The 24,928-nt window shown below is 37.6% G+C and carries 24 protein-coding genes and 4 tRNA genes; 11 read left to right on the forward strand and 17 right to left on the reverse strand.

Going from position 1 to position 24,928, the window contains the following annotated elements:
• The first annotated feature begins 168 nt into the window (after positions 1–168).
• Complete coding sequence (locus tag LUD75_RS02635; RefSeq protein WP_232704160.1) at positions 169–1,683, forward strand: DUF4394 domain-containing protein; 1,515 nt, start codon at positions 169–171, stop codon at positions 1,681–1,683.
• Between the two features lie 119 nt (positions 1,684–1,802).
• Here the strand turns inward: LUD75_RS02635 and LUD75_RS02640 are convergent.
• From LUD75_RS02640 to LUD75_RS02685, 10 genes are all read right to left on the reverse strand, one after another.
• Positions 1,803–1,874, reverse strand: a tRNA-Thr gene (locus LUD75_RS02640).
• Between the two features lie 38 nt (positions 1,875–1,912).
• Positions 1,913–1,985, reverse strand: a tRNA-Gly gene (locus tag LUD75_RS02645).
• Positions 1,986–2,071: 86 nt separating this feature from the next.
• Positions 2,072–2,152: transfer RNA gene (locus LUD75_RS02650), tRNA-Tyr, on the reverse strand.
• 18 nt (positions 2,153–2,170) lie between these two features.
• Positions 2,171–2,244: transfer RNA gene (locus LUD75_RS02655), tRNA-Thr, on the reverse strand.
• 275 nt (positions 2,245–2,519) lie between these two features.
• Entirely contained in the window at positions 2,520–2,810 is a 291-nt protein-coding gene (locus tag LUD75_RS02660; protein WP_034976831.1) for an HPF/RaiA family ribosome-associated protein, read from the reverse strand.
• 68 nt (positions 2,811–2,878) lie between these two features.
• Positions 2,879–3,757: a tyrosine-type recombinase/integrase gene (locus LUD75_RS02665; protein WP_232704161.1), complete on the reverse strand. Its 879-nt coding sequence runs from the start codon at positions 3,755–3,757 to the stop codon at positions 2,879–2,881.
• A 76-nt stretch (positions 3,758–3,833) separates the two neighbouring features.
• Entirely contained in the window at positions 3,834–4,031 is a 198-nt protein-coding gene (gene rpsU, locus LUD75_RS02670; RefSeq protein WP_232704162.1) for a 30S ribosomal protein S21, read from the reverse strand.
• A gap of 510 nt (positions 4,032–4,541) precedes the next feature.
• Entirely contained in the window at positions 4,542–5,525 is a 984-nt protein-coding gene (locus LUD75_RS02675; RefSeq protein WP_034966457.1) for a pyruvate dehydrogenase complex E1 component subunit beta, read from the reverse strand.
• A 127-nt stretch (positions 5,526–5,652) separates the two neighbouring features.
• Positions 5,653–6,069 (reverse strand): DUF2147 domain-containing protein, encoded by a 417-nt coding sequence (locus tag LUD75_RS02680; protein WP_034976827.1) that lies wholly within the window; start codon positions 6,067–6,069, stop codon positions 5,653–5,655.
• Between the two features lie 164 nt (positions 6,070–6,233).
• Positions 6,234–8,153 (reverse strand): alkaline phosphatase family protein, encoded by a 1,920-nt coding sequence (locus LUD75_RS02685; protein ID WP_232704163.1) that lies wholly within the window; start codon positions 8,151–8,153, stop codon positions 6,234–6,236.
• Between the two features lie 117 nt (positions 8,154–8,270).
• Here LUD75_RS02685 and LUD75_RS02690 point away from each other — a divergent pair, with 117 nt between their 5' ends.
• The 4 genes from LUD75_RS02690 to LUD75_RS02705 all read left to right on the forward strand — a co-directional run bounded on the left by LUD75_RS02690 (position 8,271) and on the right by LUD75_RS02705 (position 11,081).
• Positions 8,271–9,014: a CDP-alcohol phosphatidyltransferase family protein gene (locus LUD75_RS02690; protein ID WP_232704910.1), complete on the forward strand. Its 744-nt coding sequence runs from the start codon at positions 8,271–8,273 to the stop codon at positions 9,012–9,014.
• Positions 9,015–9,106: 92 nt separating this feature from the next.
• A complete protein-coding gene (locus LUD75_RS02695) occupies positions 9,107–9,871 on the forward strand; it encodes a 3'-5' exonuclease (RefSeq protein WP_232704164.1) in 765 nt (254 codons plus the stop codon).
• 89 nt (positions 9,872–9,960) lie between these two features.
• Complete coding sequence (locus tag LUD75_RS02700; RefSeq protein ID WP_232704165.1) at positions 9,961–10,569, forward strand: fumarylacetoacetate hydrolase family protein; 609 nt, start codon at positions 9,961–9,963, stop codon at positions 10,567–10,569.
• Positions 10,570–10,637: 68 nt separating this feature from the next.
• Positions 10,638–11,081, forward strand: a complete 444-nt coding sequence (locus LUD75_RS02705) for a universal stress protein (protein ID WP_232704166.1) — start codon at positions 10,638–10,640, stop codon at positions 11,079–11,081.
• Between the two features lie 108 nt (positions 11,082–11,189).
• On the opposite strand, the gene LUD75_RS02710 is transcribed toward LUD75_RS02705, so the two are convergent.
• Positions 11,190–11,423: a hypothetical protein gene (locus LUD75_RS02710; protein ID WP_232704167.1), complete on the reverse strand. Its 234-nt coding sequence runs from the start codon at positions 11,421–11,423 to the stop codon at positions 11,190–11,192.
• A gap of 41 nt (positions 11,424–11,464) precedes the next feature.
• Between LUD75_RS02710 and LUD75_RS02715 the strand changes: the two genes are divergently transcribed.
• Both LUD75_RS02715 and LUD75_RS02720 read left to right on the forward strand, forming a co-directional pair.
• Positions 11,465–12,370, forward strand: a complete 906-nt coding sequence (locus tag LUD75_RS02715; RefSeq protein ID WP_232704168.1) for a DUF6427 family protein — start codon at positions 11,465–11,467, stop codon at positions 12,368–12,370.
• 12 nt (positions 12,371–12,382) lie between these two features.
• The gene (locus LUD75_RS02720; RefSeq protein ID WP_232704169.1) at positions 12,383–12,967 is read left to right on the forward strand and encodes a DUF3109 family protein; all 585 of its coding nucleotides are present in this window, start codon (positions 12,383–12,385) and stop codon (positions 12,965–12,967) included.
• 121 nt (positions 12,968–13,088) lie between these two features.
• On the opposite strand, the gene LUD75_RS02725 is transcribed toward LUD75_RS02720, so the two are convergent.
• Together LUD75_RS02725 and LUD75_RS02730 are read right to left on the reverse strand one after the other, a co-directional pair.
• On the reverse strand, positions 13,089–13,742 hold the full coding sequence (locus LUD75_RS02725) for a hypothetical protein (protein ID WP_232704170.1): 654 nt from the start codon (positions 13,740–13,742) through the stop codon (positions 13,089–13,091).
• Positions 13,743–13,868: 126 nt separating this feature from the next.
• On the reverse strand, positions 13,869–14,210 hold the full coding sequence (locus LUD75_RS02730; RefSeq protein WP_232704171.1) for a hypothetical protein: 342 nt from the start codon (positions 14,208–14,210) through the stop codon (positions 13,869–13,871).
• 133 nt (positions 14,211–14,343) lie between these two features.
• On the opposite strand from LUD75_RS02730, the gene LUD75_RS02735 reads away from it, so the two are divergent.
• Positions 14,344–15,204 carry a GH25 family lysozyme gene (locus LUD75_RS02735; protein WP_232704172.1) on the forward strand — a complete coding sequence of 287 codons (861 nt, stop codon included), beginning with the start codon at positions 14,344–14,346 and terminating at the stop codon, positions 15,202–15,204.
• A 1-nt stretch (position 15,205) separates the two neighbouring features.
• Here the strand turns inward: LUD75_RS02735 and LUD75_RS02740 are convergent, their stop codons facing one another.
• Together LUD75_RS02740 and LUD75_RS02745 are read right to left on the reverse strand one after the other, a co-directional pair.
• Positions 15,206–15,985, reverse strand: coding sequence for an alpha/beta hydrolase (locus LUD75_RS02740; RefSeq protein WP_232704173.1), 780 nt, complete (start codon positions 15,983–15,985; stop codon positions 15,206–15,208).
• A 38-nt stretch (positions 15,986–16,023) separates the two neighbouring features.
• Complete coding sequence (locus LUD75_RS02745; protein WP_232704174.1) at positions 16,024–16,848, reverse strand: carboxypeptidase-like regulatory domain-containing protein; 825 nt, start codon at positions 16,846–16,848, stop codon at positions 16,024–16,026.
• Positions 16,849–17,130: 282 nt separating this feature from the next.
• Between LUD75_RS02745 and LUD75_RS02750 the strand changes: the two genes are divergently transcribed.
• From LUD75_RS02750 to LUD75_RS02760, 3 genes are all read left to right on the forward strand, one after another.
• On the forward strand, positions 17,131–19,038 hold the full coding sequence (locus LUD75_RS02750; RefSeq protein WP_232704175.1) for an ABC-F family ATP-binding cassette domain-containing protein: 1,908 nt from the start codon (positions 17,131–17,133) through the stop codon (positions 19,036–19,038).
• Positions 19,039–19,183: 145 nt separating this feature from the next.
• The gene (locus tag LUD75_RS02755) at positions 19,184–21,439 is read left to right on the forward strand and encodes a TonB-dependent siderophore receptor (protein ID WP_232704176.1); all 2,256 of its coding nucleotides are present in this window, start codon (positions 19,184–19,186) and stop codon (positions 21,437–21,439) included.
• Between the two features lie 90 nt (positions 21,440–21,529).
• A complete protein-coding gene (locus tag LUD75_RS02760) occupies positions 21,530–22,045 on the forward strand; it encodes a hypothetical protein (protein WP_232704177.1) in 516 nt (171 codons plus the stop codon).
• Positions 22,046–22,355: 310 nt separating this feature from the next.
• Here the strand turns inward: LUD75_RS02760 and LUD75_RS02765 are convergent, their stop codons facing one another.
• Both LUD75_RS02765 and LUD75_RS02770 read right to left on the reverse strand, forming a co-directional pair.
• Positions 22,356–23,654: a TSUP family transporter gene (locus LUD75_RS02765; RefSeq protein ID WP_232704178.1), complete on the reverse strand. Its 1,299-nt coding sequence runs from the start codon at positions 23,652–23,654 to the stop codon at positions 22,356–22,358.
• Between the two features lie 16 nt (positions 23,655–23,670).
• Positions 23,671–24,909, reverse strand: a complete 1,239-nt coding sequence (locus LUD75_RS02770) for a GTP-binding protein (protein WP_232704179.1) — start codon at positions 24,907–24,909, stop codon at positions 23,671–23,673.
• Positions 24,910–24,928 lie beyond the last annotated feature (19 nt).

The raw sequence follows: 24,928 nt of genomic DNA on the forward strand, positions 1-24,928 counted from the left end.
AATATTTTTATTAAAAATTTCGATATTCAAATTCAAAAACCACAAACCAAAGAATTTTTGTCTTTTGACGTTGCAAATTTACATAAAATAATCAATTAAAAAAAGCCCATCACATCCAAGATTATTTTTATCTCGTATATGATATTGAAACTCTAAAAAATAATCTTTATGAAAAAATTATTCAACTTTTGTCTGGCAACCTTTGCCATAGTCTCGGTAATCTCTTGTGACAATGACGATGACATTGTAGGAATGCCGGAAGAACCAGCTGCAACTGTAGGCCCAAACCTGATGGCTTACGGACTGACAGAGAACAATGAACTTGTAGCTTTCAATGCCAACAACCCAGCAATGTTCAGTTCAAAAACTGCTATTTCGGGAATTGCAGCAGGAGAAAAATTATTAAGTATTGATTTCCGGCCAGCAACCGGAGAATTGTACGCATTATCGAATGCGAGCAAACTTTACATCATCAACACTGCGAATGCGACAAGCAGAACAGTAAGTACAACAGCTTTTACACCTGCAATCTCCGGTGCCATTGCGTCTATTGATTTCAACCCGACTGTTGACCGTATCAGATTGGTTACAAACACCGGCCAAAATCTGCGTCTGAATCCTGAAAATGGTGCTGTTGCCGCAACGGACGGTAGCATTGCAACCTCTTCTTCAATCGCAGGTATTGCTTACACTAACAGCAAATCCGGTGCAACAGCAACAACTTTGTACGATCTTGATATGACTTCAGGAAAATTATTTAAACAGGATCCGCCGAATAACGGAACCTTAGTAGAAGTTGGAAGTCTGGGAATCACTTTTACCGGCCAGGCAGCATTTGATATTAATCCAGATAATTCTGTAGCATTAATTGCAGCTACCAAGGATTCCAAAAACAATCTTTATACGCTGGATCTTACCAATGGGAAAACAACCAACATTGGAACTTTGTCTCAGAAAGTAATCGACCTTGCGATTCCAACTGATGCAGTGGCTTACGCTATTGACGCTTCGAATACACTTCAAATCTTTAACCCGAACAAACCGGAACCAGTTTCAAAAGCGATCACTGGATTGCAGAATGGAGAAGGTATTTTGGGAATCGACTTTAGACCATTGAACGGACAGCTTTACGCTTTGGGAAGCTCTAGCAGAATCTACACGATCAATCTAGGAACTGGCGCTGCTACTCAAGTTGGCTCTGGAACACTTTCTACGCCTCTCATCGGAACCGAATTTGGATTTGACTTCAATCCAACGGTTGACAGAATTAGAGTCGTAAGTGATGCTGGACAAAATCTTAGATTAAATCCAATTGATGGCGCTGTGGCTGCAGTAGATGGTATTATAAACCCAGGAACACCGACGTTAAGCTCTGCCGCATACACAGACAATTTCGTTGGAGCAACAACGACTTCACTGTTTGTAATCGACCACAACTCTGATAAGTTATATCTACAAAATCCACCGAACGCAGGAACATTAGTTGAACGAGGTGCTTTGGGAATTAATATTACTTCAAACAATGGATTTGATATTGGAAGTACAAGCCAAAAAGCTTACTTGGTAGCGACTGTTGGAACCGAAACTAAAATCTATACGGTAAACACTACGACTGGAGCCGCCACAGCTGTTTCAAACTACCCGAATATGGTAAAAGGTTTTACAGTAGGATTAGGATTCTAAAAACACAATCCTTAAATTTTCATAAAGAAGCCCGGAATAGAAATCTATTCCGGGCTTCTTATTTTAACAACAGTTTTAATTTAAACATAAAAAATCCCGAACGGATTCGGGACCTTCTGAGCCAACTACGGGATTTGAACCCGTGACCTCTTCCTTACCAAGGAAGCACTCTACCCCTGAGCTAAGTCGGCCTAAAAAAAAATCACATTCCGTAAGGTTTGTGATTTTGAGCGAAAGACGGGGGTCGAACCCGCGACATTCAGCTTGGAAGGCTGACGCTCTACCAACTGAGCTACTTTCGCATTTTGTTTCCAAAAAGGTTGGTTAATGGTGTGCAAATCTAAAAATAAATCTTATAACCTGCAAATAATTTTTTTTATAAAAAAAGTGGGGAGAGCAGGATTCGAACCTACGTAGCCGAAGCAGCTGAGTTACAGTCAGCCCCATTTGACCGCTCTGGTATCTCCCCAAAATTTTTCTATAAATGAGCCTCCAGAGGGACTCGAACCCACGACCTGCTGATTACAAATCAGCTGCTCTAGCCAACTGAGCTATGGAGGCATTTATTTTTTTTGATAAAGATCGTCAATCTTGCGCTAAGGTTACTTCCTTTTTGCGAGTGCAAATATGAGACTTTTTTCTCCAAACCTGCAAATATTTTTTAAAAAAAATTTGATTTTTTTTATTTAATCTAAACACTCAGTTTAAACAAAAAAGTAGGTTTCAAATTAAAGATCATATTTCTGCAATCCGGTTGCTTCCGTTTTGCGAGTGCAAATATGAGACTCTTTTTTGAAACCTACAAATGTTTTTTTACAAAAAAAACGTATTTTTTTTTAAGCTAATTCTTTTTTCTTGATTAACAGTTTCTTAGCGGTATCAACAGATTCGTCTAAACTTTCCTCAAAAGTAGCACAAGTCTTTTTTACGACGATATCATCACCAGGAACTTTGATAACGAGCTCGGTCGTTTTATTTAACTTCTCGGTAGTATTTTCAACTTTAAGGTAAACCGTAGCTTCAACAATTTTGTCATAAAAGGTCTCAAGCTTGGCTAATTTTTTTTCAATTCTTTCTTTTAATGGTTCGTGCGGTGTAACACCTGCAGTCTGAATTGTAATCTTCATAACGTCTGTTTTAAATGGTTAAACAATAAAAAAGTAAAAATCATTCCATCTTCTCTATTTTATCAAATTTATTTTTTTTCTCTTGGATGTGCGTTCTTGTAAACTTCTTTCAGCTTCTCAATATTCGCACTGGTATAAACTTGCGTACTTGCCAAACTGGAATGTCCCATCAATTTTTGAACCTTTGATATCTCTGCACCTTCGTTTAGAATGTGTGTAGCAAAAGTATGTCTTAAAATATGTGGACTTCTTTTCTGCTTGGAAGTAACATTACTAAAGTACCTATTAACGACTACATAAACAAATTTTTCGCCCAGTTTTTTTCCTTTTTTATTAATGAAAAAGTATTGCTGGTTCTCAGAATCCGGAAGTCTTGTAGCAAGATAGGTCTGATAATCGGAAAGCAATTCGTCTGCAATAGGGATGATCCTTGCCTTGTTTCCTTTTCCGATGACCAAGATCTCCTTTTTTGAGAAATCGACGTTATTTAACATGAGATTGCAAAGTTCGGCCTTTCTGATTCCGGTTTGGTAAAGCGTTTCTATGATGAGTTTTTCGAGAAGTGTCATTTGTCCCTTCTCCTCCACTTCCGTTTTCATTGTGTCCATCTCTTCCACAGAGAACGGAATGCGCTTTTCTGCGTAGAATTTGAGCGAATCTATGGTTTCCATTGGCGAGACTTTTATCTCCTCCAAACGGAGCAAAAATAGATAGAAACTGCGGAGTGATGAAAGTTTTCGGTTGATGCTTCTTTTACTGAGTCCGGAATTGCTGAGTTCTACGATAAAGTTTCTAATTACTTTTTTGTGAACGTGGACCACATCTTCCGTTGCTTCTGTTTTCAAGACGAAAGCTGAAAAGTCCGAAAGGTCTTTTGTGTAATTGGTAAGCGTGTGTGGAGAATATCTTTTTTCCACTTCGATGTACTCCAGGAATCTTTCTATCATAGGTCTATAAATGCAAAATCACTTCCAAATATAGAAATTTGAAAGTGATTTATCTTATGTTTTGCAAAAAAAGAACTTAAGCTTGTTCTTCGATGCTTGCGTTTCTCTGTTTGTGAGCTGCTTTAAGTTTTGATTGTCTCAAAGTTACAGAAGGCTTGATAAATTGTTGTCTTGATCTAAGTTCTCTTACAACTCTTGTTTTATCAAATTTTCTCTTATACTTTTTTAAAGCTCTGTCGATAGACTCTCCGTCTTTTACTGGAATTATTAACATATATTACATCTCATTTTGGATTGCAAAAATATGAATTATTTATTAATTCGCAAATTTCTGGAGAGTTATTTTTAAAATTATCAAGAACTTTTTTCATCTAAATAATTTTAACGCAAAGTCCGCAGAGATTTTTTGACATTATTGAAAATATTTTTAAGGTTCGCAAAGGCGTAAAACTCATCAAAGAAATAAATCAAACGTTAGGTTCCCTATGGAATGGCAAGATTGTATTTTATACTAAATGTTGATTGGATGACAAACCCCTAGCCCCGATTGCAGTGGAAATCCTTTTTTGCATTTGCTCAACGTTCTAAGTAGAGGGAAATCGTCGGGCAAAAAAGATTGCAACGGAAAGCGGGAAACAGCTCCAAAAATAAAATCAATAAAAACTGTTCGATGTAATCAAATAGCTCCAAATAAAAAATCTAAAAAAGCTATTCGACTTGCGTCAAACAGCTCCTGAAATATTCTACAAAATAAAAACTCCCGAATGAATCCGAGAGTTTTGTATTATGCTTTGATGTAAAGAGCATTTTTGATCTCTTCTTTCACTTTTTCCACTTTCGGGAACCACTCTGCGAACAATGGCGCAGAATATGGCGCTGATGCGTCTGGCGTGGTGATTCTTTTGATCGGCGCATCCAAATAGTCGAATGCTTTTTGCTGAACCATATAAGTGATCTCGGTAGAGATGCTTGCAAATGGCCAGGATTCTTCCAGAACTACCAATCTGTTTGTTTTCTTTACGGACTCCAGAATCGTATCGTAATCCAAAGGACGGATTGTTCTAAGGTCGATCACTTCTACAGAGATTCCTTCTTTTTCCAAGTCTTCTGCAGCTTGCAAAGCTACTTTCATAATCTTACCCCAAGAAACCAAAGTCACATCTTTTCCTTCTTTCTTGATGTCTGCTTTTCCGATCGGGATGTAATATTCTTCTTCCGGGATTTCCATTTTGTCACCATACATCTGCTCAGATTCCATAAAGATCACTGGATCATTGTCTTGGATCGCAGATTTCAAAAGTCCTTTTGCATCGTAAGGATTGGAAGGAATGATCACTTTGAGACCTGGACAGTTGGCGTACCAGCTTTCGAAAGCCTGAGAGTGTGTTGCTCCCAACTGACCTGCTGAACCTGTAGGACCACGGAAAACGATTGGAATATTCCATTGTCCACCTGTCATTTGGTACATTTTCGCAGCGTTGTTGATGATCTGATCGATCGCAACCAAAGAGAAGTTGAAAGTCATATATTCTACGATCGGACGATTCCCGTTCATTGCCGCGCCTACAGCGATCCCTGTAAAACCAAGTTCCGCAATTGGTGCATCTATGATTCTTTTTTCTCCGAATTCAGCCAGCATACCTTTGGACGCTTTGTAGGCACCGTTGTATTCTGCAACTTCTTCTCCTACTAGAAAAATGGATTCGTCTTTACGCATTTCTTCGCTCATAGCCTGAGCAATTACTTCACGAAATGTATATTCCTTCATTATAATGTAATATTGATTATGAAAATGTTCTTTGTTAAATTTCGAAATACAAAAGTATTAATTTTTTTATTATCTGCATAACAAAAAAGGCTTCCAATTGGAAGCCTGTCAATTATCATAAAGATCGTTAGTTCACTTTGTGCCAAGTTTGCGTTTTAACAGCAATTCCCAATACAATGGCTTTTACTTTCAGGACATCACCTTCACGTACGAGCTCTGTTTTGTAAGATTTTCCGTCTTTTGGATTGGTAATGGTTCCGCCAGAGAATTCATTCCCATCTTTTGAAAGACCACGGATGATCTCTAATCCGATCAATGGTTTGTTTTTGCGGTCATCTTTGCATTTTACGCAGTTCGCATTTTCTGGTTTGATCAATAGTTGTACGATCTTCCCGTTGTATTTCCCTTTGGAATCTTTGGAAATCTCTACGATGGATTTTGGTTTTCCGGTTTCGTCATCGATGGTTTTCCATTTTCCTTCGATCTGAGCGAATGAAAGAACGCCGATGAATGATAAGGCAAATGTTAAAAGTAATTTTTTCATTGTCTTTATTTTAAGTTTGTTTGTTGTTTGATGTGATTAACTTGTTAACGTTAAATTAATATTGATAAAAATATAAATTAATTTTAAACAAACAAGAATTATTTGCTATCCAAAGCATAAATAAAGCCAATTGACAGAATTTTTAAATCTTAAACACCTTTATTTTAATACAATTTCCTGTTGATGACGCGATCCATATAATCCTGATACCACGCTTTTGTTTTTAGGATTCCGAGTTTTTGTTCTGGATTAAGGTTTTTGCTGAAGAGATTTTTGGATAAGGCCAAATCTGTTTTGTCATAGATTCCCGTCACATCTTTTCCATCAAAAATGTAAACGTAGTTTCCTATCACAATTTGCTCATTGATGGAATCGGAATGAATGATCATATGACCTTCATTCTTGTCCGAAACCAAACTTCTGCCCCAACTTCTGATTTTTTTGTTGTAACCAAGCAAGTCAGCCAAAGTTGGATAGATGTCGATTTGTTGGGCGAAACGGTCATCGATTCCTTTCAAATTGTATTTTGGATTTGGCGAGAAAAACAAAAGTGGAATCGCAAATCTGTTCATCGCTTTTTGATATTCCTCATAATGGATCTGATTGGTGTGGTCGGCCGTTATGACAAAAATTGTGTTCTGATACCAAGATTGTCTGCTCGCTGTTTCGAAGAATTTCTTCAAAGCATAATCTGTGTATTGGATTGGAACGTGGATTTGCAAGGGTCCAGATTTGAATTTATTCTGATATTTCTCCGGAACTTTAAAAGGATCGTGTGATGAAGCCGAAAACATTGTTGACATAAATGGTTGCTTTTTCCCAATATTCTTAGCAAAATATTGAAAAAATGGTTCATCCCAAATCGCCCACATTCCGTCGAAGTCCTTGTCATTATTATATTCGTTTTTTCCAAAATAATTTTTGAAACCCAAAATATTCCCAAAACCTTGAAAACCCATCGAGCCATTTGGCGCGCCGTGGTAGAAACTCGTGTCGTAACCCAAATCATTACAAACCGAAACAATCGACTGGATTTTCTGATTGGAATAAGGCGAACTCGTGAAAGCGTCCGTCAAACTGGGAATTCCGGCGAGAACCGAACTCATTCCGTGGATAGATTGTCTTCCGTTCGCAAACGCATTGGTAAAAATCAGACTTTCTTTTGCCAAACTGTCGAGAAATGGTGTGTAGGAAACAAAATCTCTGATGTTCGAATTTCTATTAAAAGCACCAGAATATTCTTTCCCGAAACTTTCCATAATGAAAATGATAACATTTGGTTTCTTCTCAACTTCTCTTTCGTATAATTTATAAGGTTTAATTTCTTGGTTAATGAATTTCTCATCAACATAACTAACGAGCTTGAAATTATTTGTATTAATGGTTCTGAAAAAAGAGAAAACGCTGTTCAAAACAAGATTTCCCTGCAAAGGATTGCTGACGTGTTTGTTGGCATCAACCAGATTAATTGGTCTTGTTGAATGTTTGAAATCGCCACGGATTCCGCCAACCACCAAAAGTGCGGTCACACACAAAATCACGACAGACGATGCAAAATATTTGATTAAATTCTTTGGTTTCTCTTCTTCAACTTTTACTTTTTTGTAAAGGAAAACCCAAAAGAGCATCATTAAAATGAAAGAAACAATCACAAACGGATTCTGCACAACCGCATTGAAAAAGACTTTTCCGATATTACTTTCGTTCTTCGCTACAGAAAAAACCGCGGAAGTCAATCTCGCTTGGCTAAATCGATAATAAATCATATCGCCAAAGTTGAAAGCGTAGGTAATTCCATTCGTGATGAAGTACCAGAAAAACAGAAATTTCTGATAATTCTTTTTTGTATTAATGACAATCGGAATGATGCTTAACAAAATAAAAACCGAATTCACATAAAGAATCGCAGTTGTGTCAAACGCAGTTCCGTAATAAGAAAGCTTGAAATATTCGGAAATCCCATCAAACTTCACCAATTCACGATTGAAAAACCAAAACAGGAATCTCGCGATTTGATAAAAGAAAAACACCAAAAAAAGTCTGTAAACCAAGGCCAAAACTTCCTGCCCTCTCAAATTCTTCATTTTGCAAAATTACGAAAAGTGGGAAGTCAGATGATGGAAGATGGAAGTTTTTCCACACACCTGAAAAACTTCCACCTTCCAACCTCCATCCTCCAACTATTTTCCTATTTTTGTGATATGAATTTCATCAAAAACAACCTTGCCAACGCATTTACTTTAGGGAATCTTTTCTCGGGTTGCGTTGGGATTGTTCATCTCATTTCGGGCGATTACCAAACCACAGCGATTTGCATTATTATCTCATTGGTTCTCGATTTTTTCGACGGTTTTATTGCAAGAGCTATGAATTCCAGCAGTAATCTGGGCGGACAATTGGATTCCCTGGCAGATATGGTAAGTTTTGGATTTCTGCCTGGCGTTGCGATGATGAAAATGCTTGAACCTTTTGGCAATCAATTATTCGGACTCGAATTACCTTTTGAAATTAAATATTTTGGATTCTTGATTACACTTTTTTCTTGTCTTAGATTAGCAATTTTCAATTTGGACGATGACCAAAAATATTATTTTAAAGGTTTGAATACACCAAGTAATACAGTTTTGGTTTTCGGATTGTACTATCTATATGAGATTTATGGATCAAAAAACTCAGAATCCTCCTCTCAATTTTTTGATTTTCTTTTTGAAAACAGCCATTTATTTTTACTTATTATTACAATCATTTCTTCGGGGCTTTTGATTAGCCCAATCAAGATGATTGCGATGAAATTCAAATCAAAACAATTAAAAGATAATTACCCAAAACTGGCTTTGCTGATTGGCGGAATTTTGATTTTATTAATATTCAAAACAGTCGGAATTCCTTTAATCATCATCTATTACATTTTGATTTCATTGGTATTTCAAAAGCAATTGAAGTAGTCGGAAGATGGATGCTGGAAGATTTTCAATTCGGAAACAATTAAAATATAACATTAAAACTTCGGACATCAGACTTCCGACAAAGAAAAATTATGAATCTCAAACTATATAAACCACTTTGCGTTTTCGATTTGGAAACGACTGGAACCAACGTTGGCAAAGACAGAATCGTGGAAATCTGCATCCTGAAAGTCAATCCGGACGCATCACGAGAAAGCAAAACCTGGAAAGTAAATCCAGAAATGCCCATCCCTAAAGAATCGTCCGCCATCCACGGAATCTACGATGAAGACGTTGTCAACGCACCAACTTTCAAAGAAATCGCACCAAAAATTATGGAGATGATTTCGGGAACAGATTTGGGTGGTTTCAATTCCAACCGTTTTGATGTGCCACTTTTAGCAGAAGAACTTTTGCGCGCTGGTTTGGATTTCGATTTGAGCAAATTCAAATTGGTGGATGCACAAACCATCTATCACAAAATGGAACCGAGAAATCTTTCTGCCGCGTACAATTTCTATTGTCAAAAAACTTTGGAGAACGCGCATTCTGCGGAAGCTGATGTTTTGGCGACTTTCGAAGTTTTGGATGCACAAGTTGGACAATACCAAGATTTGCCCAATGACGTTGCCGGATTGAGCGATTTCTCTTTTCACAGCAAGTTTGCAGATTTGGCTGGAATGATTCATTTCAATGATAAAGACCAGGAGATTTTTGCTTTTGGAAAATATAAAGGACAAGTTGTTAAAGAAGTTTTCCAGAAAGATATTGGCTATTACGGTTGGCTTCAAAGTGCTGATTTTCCTCTTTATACGAAGAAGATATTTACGAAAATCCAATTGAAATCTAGGTTTTAATTAAATTACCAATGTAAAAATCTAACAACGTAAGAATTTGAAATTATGATTGTTACTTTGTTCTACTGATAAATTGTTACATTAATATTATGAAAATAATCTGCGTAGGAAGAAATTACGGCGAGCACGCCAAAGAATTGGGAAATGACATTCCGGAAGATCCAGTGATCTTTATAAAACCTGATACCGCCATCTTGAAAAAAGGTTCAGATTTCTACATTCCCGAATTTTCTGATGACATCCATTACGAACTGGAAGTGGTTTTGAAAATCTCAAAAGGTGGAAAATATATTCAAAAAGAAAATGCAGGAAATCATTATGACGAAATTGGTTTGGGATTGGATTTCACGGCGAGAGATTTGCAAACCAAGCTGAAAAATAAAGGTTTGCCTTGGGAATTGGCGAAAGGTTTTGATGGTTCGGCGGTGGTTTCAGATTTTGTTTCGAAAGACAATTTTGATTTGAAGAACCTCGGTTTTTCATTGATCAAGAACAATGAGAAAGTTCAGGATGGAAACACAAGCGAAATGATTTTCAGTCCCGAGGATATCATTGCTTTTGCATCTCAATATTTCACATTGCGCGTTGGCGATTTGATCTTCACAGGAACGCCAAAAGGTGTTGGAAAAGTTTCTGAGAATGATCTGCTGGAAGCTTATTTGGAAGATAAAAAATTATTCTCCTTAAAAATTCAATAGATATTTATCAGCTGCAACATTGTAATAATGGCTAAATTTTTGTACTTTGTAGACTATAAACTTAGATTATGAAAAAAATTATTTTACCCGTAGATTTTTCCGATAGTTCAAATAAATTAGTTGATTATGCCATCAATTTTGCGAAAGATGTGAATGCCGAAATCCATTTGATTCACGTCGCGGCTACAGATATTGGTTTTGTGATCGGCGATATGGGTTTCCAATACTTCCCGGAAGTTGAGGAAAATGAAATTAAATATGAATTGAAGGAACTTAATAAACTTCAAGAAAAGATTGTTGCAAACGGCGTTACCTGCAATCATATTCTGAAACAAGGGATTGCAGGCGACACAATTTTGGAATTCGCTGATTCACAAAATGCAGATTACATTGTGGTTGGATCTCACGGAAGAAGCGGTGTTTACGACGTTTTCATCGGAAGTTTGACTAAAGAAATTACTAAAAAGTCTAAGATTCCGGTTTTGGTTGTTCCTTGCCATGATGAAGAATAGTTCAGAAAAAAATTAGATGTCCGTATTTAGAAATTAGATTCCGACTCAAAATAAAAGAACCCGCAATTAAAAGCTAATTGCGGGTTTTTTATTATATAATCAATTTATTTAACCTTCGTTTTTATAAATCTTTGGATCGTAATATGGATTCTTACCTTCTGTTGGTGAGAAGTAATCTTTGTCTTTTTGAGCTCCAAGAGTTACAACCAAAATATAACACCAGTAGCAGAAAAACCCCATTGCTACAAGAAATAACACCCAATTCAGAACATTGCCGAAGAGTCTGTAAAATCCGAAAGACCATTTGAAAGCTGCACTTAATGCTAACCAGAAAGATGTCATATTTTCTTTTTTTAAATTAACTTTGCACAAATTTATAAAAAATGTTTCGATTACTTTCAAAAGAAAGCAATATTTTTTCTGTTCCGGCGTACATTGGATTTTTGTTTTTGATTTTCCTTTCCCTTAACTTATTAGATTTCAAAAACATAACCTTATTTTCGACGATTATTACATTCACCGGAATCAGTCTGGGATATTTTTTATTCAATGCGATTGCATTAAACCAATTTTCTCACCTTCCGTTACTGCTTTATACGCTTTTTGTAGTTGCATTCTACGATGGCACGATAGATTTGGGATTGGCAATCACATTCCTTACAAGCTCCATTTTATTGTTGATTTTGACCAGTCAGAATGATCAGCTAAGGAAAAGTTCGTTTATGCTAGTTGGTGCTATTTTGGCATTTACATTTCTTGTTTTCCCACCCAGCTGGCCGATGGCAGTTTTTGTAATTTTCCATATTATCGGGACTTCAGGTAGAATTGGACTTAACATGTTCCGGCTTTTGTTTGGCGCTATTTTGATTGTGCTGAGTTATTTCGGCGTGATGCATCTGATTCATTTCACGACTTGGGACAGTTCGTACTTTCCATTTTCAAGTTCATTTGAAATGTTGAAAAGTTATTACCCGCTCTATATTTTAGTTCCAATCGCGTTGATGATCATCTACTCCTTCTCAGATCATTTCAAACATTATAATGAGAAAAGCCCGATCAGCAGGTACAAATACACTTTTGTTCTGGTTTTCTCTCTGGCACAATTGATTACGATCATTTTCTACATGGGAAACAATTATGAATATCTTCTACTTTTAGCTTTGCCTGTAAGCATCATTATCAGTAGAATGCTTCGTTTCTTACCTAAATACTGGATGCAGGAATTGGGACTTTGGATCGTTGTTTTTTGCTTGGCAGCATTTAAAATCGCTAATTTTGCACAATATTAAAATTGATGAAGAATGATTCAGATAGATGACAAACTGATTTCCGAAGATATTTTTGCAGAAAGCTTTGTCTGCAACCTTACCAAATGCAAAGGCGTTTGCTGCGTAGATGGTGATACCGGTGCGCCTCTTGACAAAGATGAATTGCCAATTTTGGACGAGATTTTCCCCAAAATAAAATCCTACCTACGACCGGAAGGTGTGAAAGCCATCGAGGAACAGGGAACTTGGGTTGTAGATCCTTACGACGGCGGTTATGTGACAACATTGGTTAACGGAAGTGAGTGCGCGTATGTTATCTTTGATGAAAAAGGGACAACCAAATGCGGCATCGAAAAAGCCTACGAAGATGGCATGATCGATTGGAAAAAACCGATTTCCTGCCATCTCTATCCAATCCGCGTCAATGATTATAAGACTTTCATTGCGCTCAACTATCACGAATGGGAAATCTGTAACGATGCGTGTACATTGGGAAAAGAATTGGAAGTTCGGATTTATAAATTCCTAAAAGAACCGCTGATTCGAAAGTACGGTGAAGAATTCTACAAAACCCTTTGCGATGCAGCGGAAGAGTGGGAAAAAGAATATAATTCTTAAAAATAGAAGTTAGATATTAGAGTTTAGATGTTAGATTAAAACTTCTAACTTAGAAATATTTTCATAAAAAAGGAATCCAAAAGTGGATTCCTTTTTTTTATTTGAATTGTTATTTTAAAGTTTAATTAATTTTAAACTCGTCATCAGAAATTGGCTGATTGATTTTGATGTCAGAATTTTTCATTTCGATATGTTGTCCGCCAGCATCGATAGCCATTTCTTCAACAAATTTGATTCCGTCGATATCCGCATATTTGTTGATGGTCATACTGCCTTTGTCACTTTCTGTTTTGAAAAGTAAATTTGTTTTCGCATCAAAATAAGATTTGGAATCATCAGAAGAAAGCAGGAAATAATCTTTCCCTTCCAATTGTTTTTTCTCAACCGTTTTGATTTTTGCAGGATCCAATCCAAGCGCATCCATTACTTTTGAAGTTTTCAGTTTCGCTACCTGATCTGCCGGGAATTCTATTTTTTGTCCCATTTGGTTAGCATAACCTTTCTCGCCATCAAAAATCTGAACCATCTCCTGACCCATCATCGATTGTGTGGATTTATACTTGTTATCCTTTTTGATCGTTGTCCCCTGCATTTCCATTCCCATCACGCTGATGGTATTTTTCATAGAAAGCGTTTTTACAGCTTCCAATTTTTGTTTTCCACCAAGTGCGGTAACGTAGTTGTCAATGATTTGCTTTGCCGTTGGTACTGCCTGAGCCGCCATATTTGCGACCATCAAAGTAGACAATGCAAATGTTAAAATAATTTTTTTCATAATTTTTAAATTTTCCCTGAACTAAAATAGTTATTTTTCTTAAATATCTTCTGTTAATTGGTTACGATCAACAGAAAAATGTTACAAAAAAAAGACTCCAAATATTGAAGTCTTTCATTGTCAATGTTATTTTTTAAGATCTGCTTTCACGTCTTTGTAACCGTCAGAAACAGCATCAGCGCCTTTCACTGCGGTCTTTTCTACAGCTTTCGCACCTTTCTTAGCAGTCTTTCCGGTCCATTTTGCACCCTTCTTCACGCCGGTTTTGGTAGCTTTCGCGCCTTTAGTCGCTTTATCGCCGACCCATTCAGCGCCATCTTTCACGCCTTCGCCGGTTGCTTTCGCGTCTTTTTCAACGGCCGTTCCTACAGCTTTTGCATCTTTTTTCACTTCCTGTTTTGCTGTCTGGGCATTCATTGCAACTGCTACAAATAGAAATGCTGCTGCTGATAAGATTCTCTTTTTCATCTTTTTATATTTTAAAATTAATGTTTCAATATTAGCACAAAGTAAGCCAAAAATATTAATTGATATTTTAATTCTAAAAAATAAATTTTTCCATTTCGTTTCAAATAAGAAAAACAATATTTTTGCAAAACCGATGTCAAAATCCACCCAGACTACCAAACGAAAAATTCATAAAAAAAGAAAAAGCGTTTTCATAAAGAAACGTTGGATTCTTCTGATCATTCTTCTAATGTCTTTGTTTGGAACAGGATTTTATCTGAGACAAAAAATCAATTATTACTTCTCTTATTACTTAGGAAAACATTTCGAACACAAAAATCTCACGAACTCGGAAAAGGAATCAGCTAGAATTGATAAAATCGTCGGTCTCTATTCCAATCAAACTTTTGGATTCGACATTTCCCATTATCAAAGAAAAGAAGACATCCAGTGGGACAGTCTGAGTATTGGCAACCGAACGATTCCTCTGAAATTCGTAGTTCTGAGAGCAAGTATGGGCAATCGAAAATTGGATAAGAACTTTGATCATTTTTGGGAAACTGCAAAACACCACGGTCTCATCCGAGGTGCTTACCACTTTTATCGTCCGGATGAAGACCCGATAATGCAGGCAAATTCTTTTCTTTCTGTTGCAAAATTGGAATCTGGCGACCTGCCTCCAATTCTTGACATCGAAAAAAATCCAAGAAAAAAATCAAAAGAACAATTGGTTTCTGACCTCAAGGTCTGGATTAAAATAATGGAAGAAACCTACGGCGAGAAACCAATCATCTACACGTACTACCATTATTACAAAGATTATCTGAAAGGCGAATTTGATGATTATCCTCTTTGGCTGGCGAATTACAATGATGTTCCCACGCCGTCACCAGATGATGAGTTTCAGTTCTGGCAATTCTCTGAAAACGGGATTGTTTACGGTATTAATTCCAAAGTCGATTTGGATATTTACAACGGAAATCTTTGGAGCTTGAAAATGATGACGATTGATTAGTTTATTTTTTTATAAACTCAATCACATCTTTGTTCAGCTCTTCCGCTCTTTCTATCGGAACGCCGTGAGAAGCACCTTTGTAGATTTTCAATTTCGAATTAGGAATTTCTTTGGCGATGTATTCTGTATGCGAACGTAGGATTAAATCATTTTCACCTGCTAAAACAAAGACTTTCGCTTTGATATGGTTGAGTTGTGCCGTGGTGATTTTTGGTTCGTCAATCATCAATTGAAGCAGGCGAATCTCACGTTCTGGTTTGTTTTCAGCTTTCATTTTCTCGGCGTCCTTTTTCATATTTTCGACTTCACTTTCTCCTACGCCATTTGGGAAAACGTTGGCGCCGCTTGTAATGACTTTGTTGATGTTGTTTGGATATTTAATAGCAAACTCAAGTCCTGTATTTCCGCCATCACTCCAGCCGAGAATATTGATTTTCTTTAATTTCAATTCATCCGCCAAAGCTTTTACATCATCCGCAAACTTAATGTAAGTCAAAGGTTCAGTCGAAGTGTCCGTACTTTTACCTTGAGCGCGCGTGTCCATCGCAATGATTTTGAAATGCTTGGAAAGCTCCGGAATTTCTTTCGTAAAAGCGTCGATACTTCCGCCATTTCCGTGCAACAAAAATAATGGTTCGCCTTTTCCGTACACTTCGTAGTAGATATCGGCATCTTTCAAATGAAGTATTTTTCCCACTTTTTCATTTGTTCCAAAATCTGAAACTTGGGCTAAGCCAATAGTATAACTACATAACAAAACTAAGAACAGTATCTTTTTCATTGGATTTGATTAATGGTCAAATGTAGAAATAAATCAAACTACTTTTTCACTTTCACATCAATGTTGATAGCTGGCGCTGCCATTCCGATTTTTTCCCAATTGCCATAGAACGAACGGTAATATCCCGACCTGAAAAGCGCACCGCTCAAAGCCACTTTCCCATCCGATTGTCCAATAAACTGAATCCCAACAAAGAATTTTCCTTGAAGCCAAATTTTTTCATTGCTCACATCCACAGAAAAAGTCGACTCTTGCAATTTGTTTTTATCAATATTGGCGATGATGTCTTTATTCAAAATCAGATTGTTCGGTTTGCCATCTTTCTCATCATAAATCGTGTAACGAACTTTGATTGGCGTTGTCGCTTCGAATCTGGAAAAATTAATATTGATTTTGGTGATTTTCAGTTTTTTGCTGGAACTGAATTCCACCGCAGTTTCTTCTACGACCGAATTTCCTTTTTCCATATTCGGCGTAAACATTACTGATTTCGATTTGCTGTTCACGCCCAGATTTTTGTCTTTGTAATTATTGGGAACGAGGACAACTTCCTGTATATTGGTGACTTTTTCGTACAAATAAATAGTGTGAGGATTCTGTTTTGCAAAATCTTCCACAGAGCTTCGGAACTGTTTGTAGCCGGGAACATCGACCATTAATTCTTTGTCTTTCGAAACATTGTCCAAGTTAATTTGGAATTTCCCATTTTCGTCCGCCTGAATTCCGGAACCTTCATTCATAATTCCAATTTTAGCGTAAGGAATTGGTGTGTTATCTCCTTTCGAAAGGACAGTTCCAGAAATAGTTTGCGCCTGAAGAGCTACGAATGCGAAGATGGCAAACAGAAAGTTGAGTTTTTTCATAGAGTTTAATTTGATTGCAAACTTCTGAAATTTCCCATTCCAATTATCTCAAGGAAAGGTTAAATACGTTTTAGTTTTCGTTAAATTTTTCTAAAGATGTCAATGAAACGTAGAATCTCCGCAGCCCGGCTTGAACGGACTCTTCGAGAACCTCAGAGTGACATTACAGAAGACGGATAAAGCTGCCCAAATAATTATGATTATCTGAATTTTAAAATTTCATTTTCGTACTTTCGCAGCTGGAAAAACTTCCAGCATCTAACCTCCATCATCCAACCAAAAATGAATTACGTTTCTGCAGAAAATCTTAGCAAATCTTACGGCGTCAAAGTTCTGTTCAAAAATATTACCTTCCACGTGAACGAAGGCGACAAAATTGCCATCGTTGCCAAAAATGGAAGCGGAAAATCCACACTTCTGAAAATCCTGATGGGAAAAGAAATCGCGGATGGCGGTGAAGTGGTGATTAACAAAGACATCCAAGTGGTTTTGTTTGACCAGGAAATTGATTTTGACCCGAAACTTTCTGTGGAAGAATTTATGATGACTTTGGATTCTGCACCAATTCTCGCTTTGAAGAAATATCACCACGCTCTGACCTCGGAAAATCCGGATGATATGGAAACGGCTTTGGCAGAGATGGAAATCCATAAAGCCTGGGATTTGGAAAATGAGATGGAACAGATTCTTTCCCAATTGAAAATCACAGATTTATCGGCAAAAATGGGAACACTTTCCGGTGGACAAATCAAAAGAATTGCGCTGGCAAAACTTTTGACAGAAACCAGAGCGGAACATCGTCACACCTTGTTGATTATGGATGAGCCGACCAACCACTTGGACGTGGAAATGGTAGAATGGCTGGAAAATTATTTGAGTAAGGCGAAAATTACCTTGCTTCTTGTGACGCACGATCGTTATTTCCTAGATGCAGTTTGCGACAATATTTGGGAAATGGAAGACGGGAATCTCTATCTCCACAACGGAAGTTATGCGACTTACCTTGAAAATAAAATGATTCGCGAAGACAACTTGAATTCGACGATTGATAAAGCCAACAACCTTTACAGAAAGGAATTGGAATGGATGAGAAGACAGCCGAAAGCGAGAACCACGAAGTCAAAATCGCGTCAAGATGATTTCTATGAAACTGAAAAGATAGCGAAAACCGACACGAGAAAAGAAACTTTGGCGTTGGATTTCGAGATGAAAAGATTGGGGAATAAAATCCTTGAACTTCGAGACATCAATAAAAGTTATGGTGAGAAAGTGTTGTTCAAAGATTTTTCTTATCAATTTCAACGAGGTGAAAAAGTGGGAATTGTTGGGAAAAATGGTGCAGGAAAATCAACTTTGCTGAATATCATTCAAGGTTTTGAGCCAAAAGATTCTGGTGAGATTGAAACTGGAGAAACGATTAAATTCGGATATTTTGCGCAGAAAGGTTTGACCTACAAAGAAGATGAACGCGTAATTGATTTCATCAAGGAAATTGGAGAGAATTTTCCTTTGGCTAATGGAAAGACCATCTCTGCTTCTCAGTTCTTGAGATTATTTTTATTTGATGACCAGACGCAATACTCGCCGATTTCGAAACTTTCGGGAGGAGAAAAACGCCGATTGCACTTGATGTACATTCTTTATCAAAATCCGAATTTCCTGATTTTTGATGAGCCTACAAATGATTTGGATTTACCGACTTTGACGGTTCTTGAGAACTTTCTTCAGAATTTCCAAGGGAGTTTGATTATCGTTTCTCACGACCGATATTTTATGGACAGAATTGTGGACCACGTTCTGGCTTTTGAAGGTGACGGAAAAATCAAAGAGTTTGTCGGGAATTTCTCAGAATATCGTGAGAACCTTAAAAACGAAGAAAAAAATCCGAAGGTAGAAAAGACGGAAGCCGGAAGTCAGAAGTCGGAAGAAAAATCGACTGTGCAAGCTGTGCAAAATCCTCAACCAACAAACAACCAACAACCTAAGAAGAAATTATCTTTCAAAGAGCAACACGAGTTGGAAACAATCGAAAAGGAAATGCCTAAATTGGAAGAGCAACGAAGCAAAATCCTCGACGAACTGAACAACGAAACCGATTACGAAAAGATAGCCAAATTCTCAGCGGAGTTGGAAAGCATCTCTGAAAAATTAGAGAATTTAGAATTGCGTTGGTTGGAACTTCAAGAATAAATTATCAAATACAAAAAAGTGTAGTTAACAAAACACTGACTAACAACGCTTTAAAAAGTTTATTTAGAATTATTTAAAATAATTTTGCAAACATTAACATTTCTTATACTTTTGCACTGTTTTTAACAATTCTAAATAAACTATCATGAAAAAGCAACTTTTTGCTTTAGGACTACTTACCGTCTCCACATTATATCTTGCACAGGAAAAAAAGGTCGATTCTCTGGATATCAGAACAATTGAAGATGTAAAGCTTCATAAAACCGGCAATCCCAACAAAGCGAAAACCTTCACAACAAAATCCAATCTGGATGTGATGGAAAATCCGCAGGCTGTGTCTATCGTGACTCACGAGATCATAGAACAGCAGCAGGCTCAGCAGCTTTCTGACGTTTTGAAAAATGTGAATGGTGTTTATATTACTTCTTCCAGAGGTTCTTCACAAGATAGTTTTGGAGCCAGAGGATATGTTTTCGGAAGTGAAAATATATACAAAAACGGAGCAAGGGTCAATAGTGGTGTTTTCCCGGAAGTATCAGGAATGGAGCGTGTAGAGGTTCTGAAAGGAAGTACTGCTATTCTCTACGGAAATGTAGCGCCCGGCGGTATTATCAATATGATTACGAAAAAACCACTTTTCAAAGAAGGTGGATCTGCAACTGTAAGCGCCGGAAGCTGGAACAATTATAAAATCGGCATTGATTATTATAACGCTCTGACAAAAAAAGCAGCTTTCCGTGTAAATGGTGCGTATGAAAACAAGGAAAGTTTCCGTAATGGCGTGACTGGTGAAAAATATTATTTCAACCCAAGTTTTCTTTTTAATCTGTCTGACAAAACCCAATTGATTGTAGAAGGCGATTATTTGAAACAGGAATTCACCCCGGATTTTGGAATCGGAACGTTGGTATTGAATGCTACCACTTCCAAATCTATTATTAATGATCTTCTTGACATCAAAGATAATCCTGGAATCTCTTGGCAGAATCAGATCAACCAAATGGCAACTTCTACTGTGACATTGAATCACACAATCAATTCCAAATGGGGATTGAACGCTGTAGCTTCTTATCAAAATTACACCAGAGATTTTTTTGGAAGTGAAAGGATGCAATGGATGTACGAATCTGCGAAAAACGATTACTATTGGGATAGAACGGCTGCAAAAAATTATCAGGAACAGAATTACGTTTCCCTGCAGGTCAACCTTAATGGTGAATTCAATACAGGAAAAATCAAACATAAATTATTATTTGGCGGCGATGCGGATTATCTGCAGGCCGATACTTACACATTTTCTTATTTGAAAAATGATGGATCGTGGACAGCAAATGGTGATACTACGGTAAAATACGGCACTAATGGAGACACCAACAACGGAAAAATATATCTAAGCGATCAATCGACCTGGGCGAGCGGAGATGTTTTGGAAACGAAGAAGAGAGATCTACTGAGAACTCCTACGAGAAGAGTTGGTTTCTACATTCAGGATTTGATTTCGGTCACTGAAAAATTCAAAATCCTTGCGGGGGTTAGATGGTCTTATCTTGAGAATAAACCGGTTCTCAGATCAACTTATTTTGACAATAAAAAATTTGATAACGCCCCGCTATTTTCTCAGAATGCCTTCTCACCAAGATTTGGATTGGTTTACCAATGGACAGAGAACTTCACGACATTTGCAAGCTATTCCAATTCCTTTACACCCAATACAGGAAATGACATCAATGGTGCGGCAATTCCTGCGTCTGTCATAGACCAATGGGAAGCTGGAATCAAGAAGAATCTTTGGAACAATGCACTGGCTTTCAACGTAACTGCCTATCAGATCACCAACAGCAATCTTGCTCAGACAGCTCCTTTCGGTGCCGATGGACTTGTAAATACCAACACGAATATTAAAGAATTAACAGGCAAAACCCGAAGCCGTGGCGTGGAAGTAGATATTACCGGTAATCCGCTGACGAACCTTTCGATTATTGCCGGATACTCTTACAATCATATGGTTTATCTGGAAACAGCTAGTTCCCTCAACAGTTCTATTGAAGGAGAAAGAGTTGTGCGTACGCCGCTCAATACTGCAAATGCATCAGTTTTCTATACGTTCGAAAGTTTTGCGAAAGGGCTTAAAATTGGAGCTACCGCCTTTTATACCGGAAACCGTTTTGGTGGCTGGAATAATCAGAAAGATAAAGATGGTAATCAAAAGACCGACCGTATGATTCCTATCGAAGGATTCACTACTGTAGATTTTAATGTTGGCTATCAATTCAAAAAATTCCTGATACAGGGTAAAGTGGCCAATGTGTTTGATGTACTGAGTTATAATGTTCACGAGAACTATTCCGTAAATCCAATTATGCCAAGAAACTTTTATGTAACGCTTACATATAAACTTTAGAATTAAATACTATTAAATAATTTTTTCAATTGAAGCGGAAGTTGCAAATTTGCAGTTTTCGCTTTTAAAATTTATAAAAGACTGACTGACATGGACAAAATAAAAGATACCAGAAGTTTTATGAGAATCGTTCACCGCTATCTGGGCTATTTCCTGGCGGGAATAATGGTGGTTTACTCCGTAAGCGGCGTTTTGCTGGTCTATAGAGATACCGATTTTCTGAAAAAGGAAAACAAATATGAGAAGAAATTCGAGGCCAATCTGGATGAGAAAAAACTCGGGAAAGAGATCAAAATCAAAGGCTTCGAAGTGGATAAAACGGAAGGTGATGTGATGTACTTCAAACAAGGGACGTACAATATCAAAACCGGAGAAGCAAAATACACCAAAAAGGAATTGCCATTTGTCTGGGACAAAATGACAAAACTGCACAAGTCGCAGTCCAAAGACTCTTTGTCTCTGCTCAACGTGTTTTTTGGGATCTCGTTATTCTTTTTTGTACTGTCAAGTTTTTGGATGTTTCCTCCGAAGTCTAAAGTTTTCAAACGCGGGATGATCTTTGCGACCATTGGTTTTGTGCTTGCTTTGCTGCTGACGTTTTTATAAATTATTTGGATGACACCAAGCTATCTTATCATTGCGGTGAAAGAATTATCAAATCAGGTCGCTGTTATGTGAAGTGAGGTAGTAGTTTTATAAAGTGCGGTCGTGGTTTTAACAAACGCGGTGCGAGTTTTAAAAAAAACAGTATCAGTTTTATAAAAATCGGCGACAACTTTATAAAATACCGAGGTTGTGTTATGAAAGACCACAAGAGTTTTATAAAAGCCAGTGCTAATTTTATAAAGACATAGGGCGTTTTATGAAAACAGAAAGCACATTTGAATAAATAGGTGCTGTGTCTGTTTTTCTTTCTTTAAAACAAATGGAAAGTCTTTAATAAAACATTCAAGCTCCAGATGATGACGATGGCGCCGACTCCGATGAACATTGCTTTCAAAGGTAATTTTCCTGCTAATCTCGCAGCAATAGGCGCAGCTAGAACACCACCCAAAATCAGTCCTGCAATGAGTTGCCAATGGCTGATCCCGATGACGGAAAAGAAAGTCAAAGCACTGGCGAAAGTGACGAAAAACTCAGTCAGACTCACAGTTCCAATGACATAACGCGGGGTTTTTCCTTTTGAGATCAAGGTTGATGTTACTAATGGTCCCCAGCCGCCACCGCCGAAGGAATCCAGGAATCCGCCAGCTCCGGCTAACCAACCTACTCTTTTGGTTTTCTTTCTGATTTTATTCTTCTTAAAAGCATTAAGCAAAATTCTGATTCCGAGGATGAAAGTGTAAAGAGCGAGAATTGGTTTGATGATTCCGGCATATTTCTCTCCCAAATAAGACAGCATCAAAGCGCCTAAAATTGCGCCCAGCACGCCCGGAATCAGGATGTTTTTAAATAATTTTTTATTGATATTCCCAAACTTATAATGGCTGAAACCCGATGCACCACTGGAAAACATCTCAGCCGTGTGAATACTGCTGCTGATTGCCGGCAATGGAATCCCGATGTACAACAATGCGGCGGTACAAGTCACGCCATAACCCATTCCTAGAGCGCCGTCGATCAATTGAGCCAAAAAGCCTACAAGAAATAACCAAAAAAAACGTTCGTCTGTATTGGCATTCAAATATTGATACGCAATTTCAAGATCTTTGAAACCAATGTAAAATGAGACGATATTCCCAATTAACAACAGAACGAAGGCTAGGAAAAAGACAGTTGCAATTCGACGCCACTTCTTTTCGCCGTTGATGAGTGGCAGATAATTGTTTTCCGGCGTTTCATTATTGGCAACATTGGTCAGAAAAAAAGTACTTTCCGAGGGTTGATTTGGAAGGAAATAGAGTTTTTTGCTCGCTTTGAGAACGCTTACAATTTCCTGATCGGAAATTTGATTTTCCGTAGCCACAATGACCAAATCCTGATCGGAAAAATCCTCTACATTGTAATCTCTTTTTAAAATTTTTACAGAATTGTTTTCATTCAGTAACAGCTGAAGATCCTCAGAAATGCTGGGAGAAATCAAAGTAATATTTGAATCTGTAATGTTCTGAAGAATGTCATTCAGATTTTCTGCTGCTGTTTTTCCGCCACCTACAATCAGAATTCTGTTGTTGGAAGCATTGATGAAAATCGGTAAAGAGATTTTTGATTTCAAATTTTTCAGCTTTAAATTATTGAATCAAACCTGCACCAACCGTTACAAAACTCGTTTCATCGATGAAGATGATTCCACCGTTTGACGCCAGATCTTTGTAGGAATCATAGGCAAAAGGTTTTGCGGTTTTAAGTTTAAGCTTGACAATTTCATTAAGAGAAACCTGCTCCACATCGTGTTTTTCCAAAGTGTTGACGTCCAATTTATATTCGATGTCTTTGATCACTGCTTTGGCTTGTGTGGTGTTGTTTTGAATCAGATATTTGGAACCGATTTTCAAAGGTTTGTCGCCCATCCAGCAGACCAAAATCTCCAATTCCTGCTCGAGTTTCGGAAGGTCATCAGATTTGACGATCAAATCGCCACGGCTGATATCGATATCATTTTCCAAATGCAGTATTACACTTTGCGGCGCAAAAGCCTCTTCCACTTCTTTCTGATTTATTTCTATAGCAGAAATTTTACTTTCTGTTCCCGAAGGTAAAATGGTAACTGCATCTCCAACTTTGTAAATTCCGCTGGTGATCTTCCCGGCATAGCCTCGGTAATCGTGAAATTCTTCTGACTGCGGACGGATCACGTACTGAACCGGGAATCTAGCTTTATCAAGATTGATGGTGTTCTCCAGCTCCACCGTTTCTAGATGATCCAACAACGTTTTGCCTTCATACCAGTTCAAATTTTCGGATCTGTCTACGATATTGTCACCATCCAATGCACTGATCGGAATGTAAACCACATTGTTGAGAGACAGCTGATCTGCCATTTTGGAATATTCACCTTTGATATTATTGAAGATTTCTTCGGAATAATTGACCAAATCCAACTTGTTAATTGCTACAACAACATTTGGTATATTAAGCAACGATGCGATGATTGAGTGTCGTCTGGTCTGTTCTATGATTCCGTTTCTGGCATCAACGAGGATGATGATCAAAGCGGCGTTGCTTGCGCCGGTAATCATATTTCTGGTGTACTGAACGTGGCCCGGTGCGTCTGCGATGATGAATTTGCGTTTCGGTGTTGAAAAATATTTGTAGGCAACATCAATAGTAATTCCCTGTTCACGTTCTGCGCGCAAACCATCCGTCAGCAAAGCTAGATCCAGCTCGCCATCATTTTTGAATTTGCTCGCGCGTTCTACTGCTTCCAGTTGATCGATAAGGATATTTTTGCTGTCGTATAATAATCTGCCAATCAGTGTACTTTTTCCGTCGTCTACACTTCCGGCTGTTATAAATCTTAATATGTCCATTTTCGTTGTCAGTTGTTGG

The organism is Epilithonimonas sp. JDS, assembly GCF_021261315.1.
In the GTDB taxonomy this organism is placed as follows: domain Bacteria; phylum Bacteroidota; class Bacteroidia; order Flavobacteriales; family Weeksellaceae; genus Epilithonimonas.

Bases quoted from the DNA above. Each gene is read 5' to 3' on its own strand.
- LUD75_RS02740 (WP_232704173.1), bottom strand. From the start codon at position 15,985: ATGAAAAAGATACTGTTCTTAGTTTTGTTATGTAGTTATACTATTGGC.
- LUD75_RS02760 (WP_232704177.1), top strand. From the start codon at position 21,530: ATGGACAAAATAAAAGATACCAGAAGTTTTATGAGAATCGTTCACCGC.
- LUD75_RS02700 (WP_232704165.1), top strand. From the start codon at position 9,961: ATGAAAATAATCTGCGTAGGAAGAAATTACGGCGAGCACGCCAAAGAA.
- LUD75_RS02695 (WP_232704164.1), top strand. From the start codon at position 9,107: ATGAATCTCAAACTATATAAACCACTTTGCGTTTTCGATTTGGAAACG.
- LUD75_RS02675 (WP_034966457.1), bottom strand. From the start codon at position 5,525: ATGAAGGAATATACATTTCGTGAAGTAATTGCTCAGGCTATGAGCGAA.
- LUD75_RS02705 (WP_232704166.1), top strand. From the start codon at position 10,638: ATGAAAAAAATTATTTTACCCGTAGATTTTTCCGATAGTTCAAATAAA.
- LUD75_RS02745 (WP_232704174.1), bottom strand. From the start codon at position 16,848: ATGAAAAAACTCAACTTTCTGTTTGCCATCTTCGCATTCGTAGCTCTT.
- LUD75_RS02635 (WP_232704160.1), top strand. From the start codon at position 169: ATGAAAAAATTATTCAACTTTTGTCTGGCAACCTTTGCCATAGTCTCG.
- LUD75_RS02710 (WP_232704167.1), bottom strand. From the start codon at position 11,423: ATGACATCTTTCTGGTTAGCATTAAGTGCAGCTTTCAAATGGTCTTTC.
- LUD75_RS02755 (WP_232704176.1), top strand. From the start codon at position 19,184: ATGAAAAAGCAACTTTTTGCTTTAGGACTACTTACCGTCTCCACATTA.
- LUD75_RS02680 (WP_034976827.1), bottom strand. From the start codon at position 6,069: ATGAAAAAATTACTTTTAACATTTGCCTTATCATTCATCGGCGTTCTT.
- LUD75_RS02715 (WP_232704168.1), top strand. From the start codon at position 11,465: ATGTTTCGATTACTTTCAAAAGAAAGCAATATTTTTTCTGTTCCGGCG.
- LUD75_RS02690 (WP_232704910.1), top strand. From the start codon at position 8,271: ATGAATTTCATCAAAAACAACCTTGCCAACGCATTTACTTTAGGGAAT.
- LUD75_RS02720 (WP_232704169.1), top strand. From the start codon at position 12,383: ATGATTCAGATAGATGACAAACTGATTTCCGAAGATATTTTTGCAGAA.
- LUD75_RS02660 (WP_034976831.1), bottom strand. From the start codon at position 2,810: ATGAAGATTACAATTCAGACTGCAGGTGTTACACCGCACGAACCATTA.
- LUD75_RS02770 (WP_232704179.1), bottom strand. From the start codon at position 24,909: ATGGACATATTAAGATTTATAACAGCCGGAAGTGTAGACGACGGAAAA.
- LUD75_RS02750 (WP_232704175.1), top strand. From the start codon at position 17,131: ATGAATTACGTTTCTGCAGAAAATCTTAGCAAATCTTACGGCGTCAAA.
- LUD75_RS02665 (WP_232704161.1), bottom strand. From the start codon at position 3,757: ATGATAGAAAGATTCCTGGAGTACATCGAAGTGGAAAAAAGATATTCT.
- LUD75_RS02685 (WP_232704163.1), bottom strand. From the start codon at position 8,153: ATGAAGAATTTGAGAGGGCAGGAAGTTTTGGCCTTGGTTTACAGACTT.
- LUD75_RS02730 (WP_232704171.1), bottom strand. From the start codon at position 14,210: ATGAAAAAGAGAATCTTATCAGCAGCAGCATTTCTATTTGTAGCAGTT.
- rpsU (WP_232704162.1), bottom strand. From the start codon at position 4,031: ATGTTAATAATTCCAGTAAAAGACGGAGAGTCTATCGACAGAGCTTTA.
- LUD75_RS02735 (WP_232704172.1), top strand. From the start codon at position 14,344: ATGTCAAAATCCACCCAGACTACCAAACGAAAAATTCATAAAAAAAGA.
- LUD75_RS02725 (WP_232704170.1), bottom strand. From the start codon at position 13,742: ATGAAAAAAATTATTTTAACATTTGCATTGTCTACTTTGATGGTCGCA.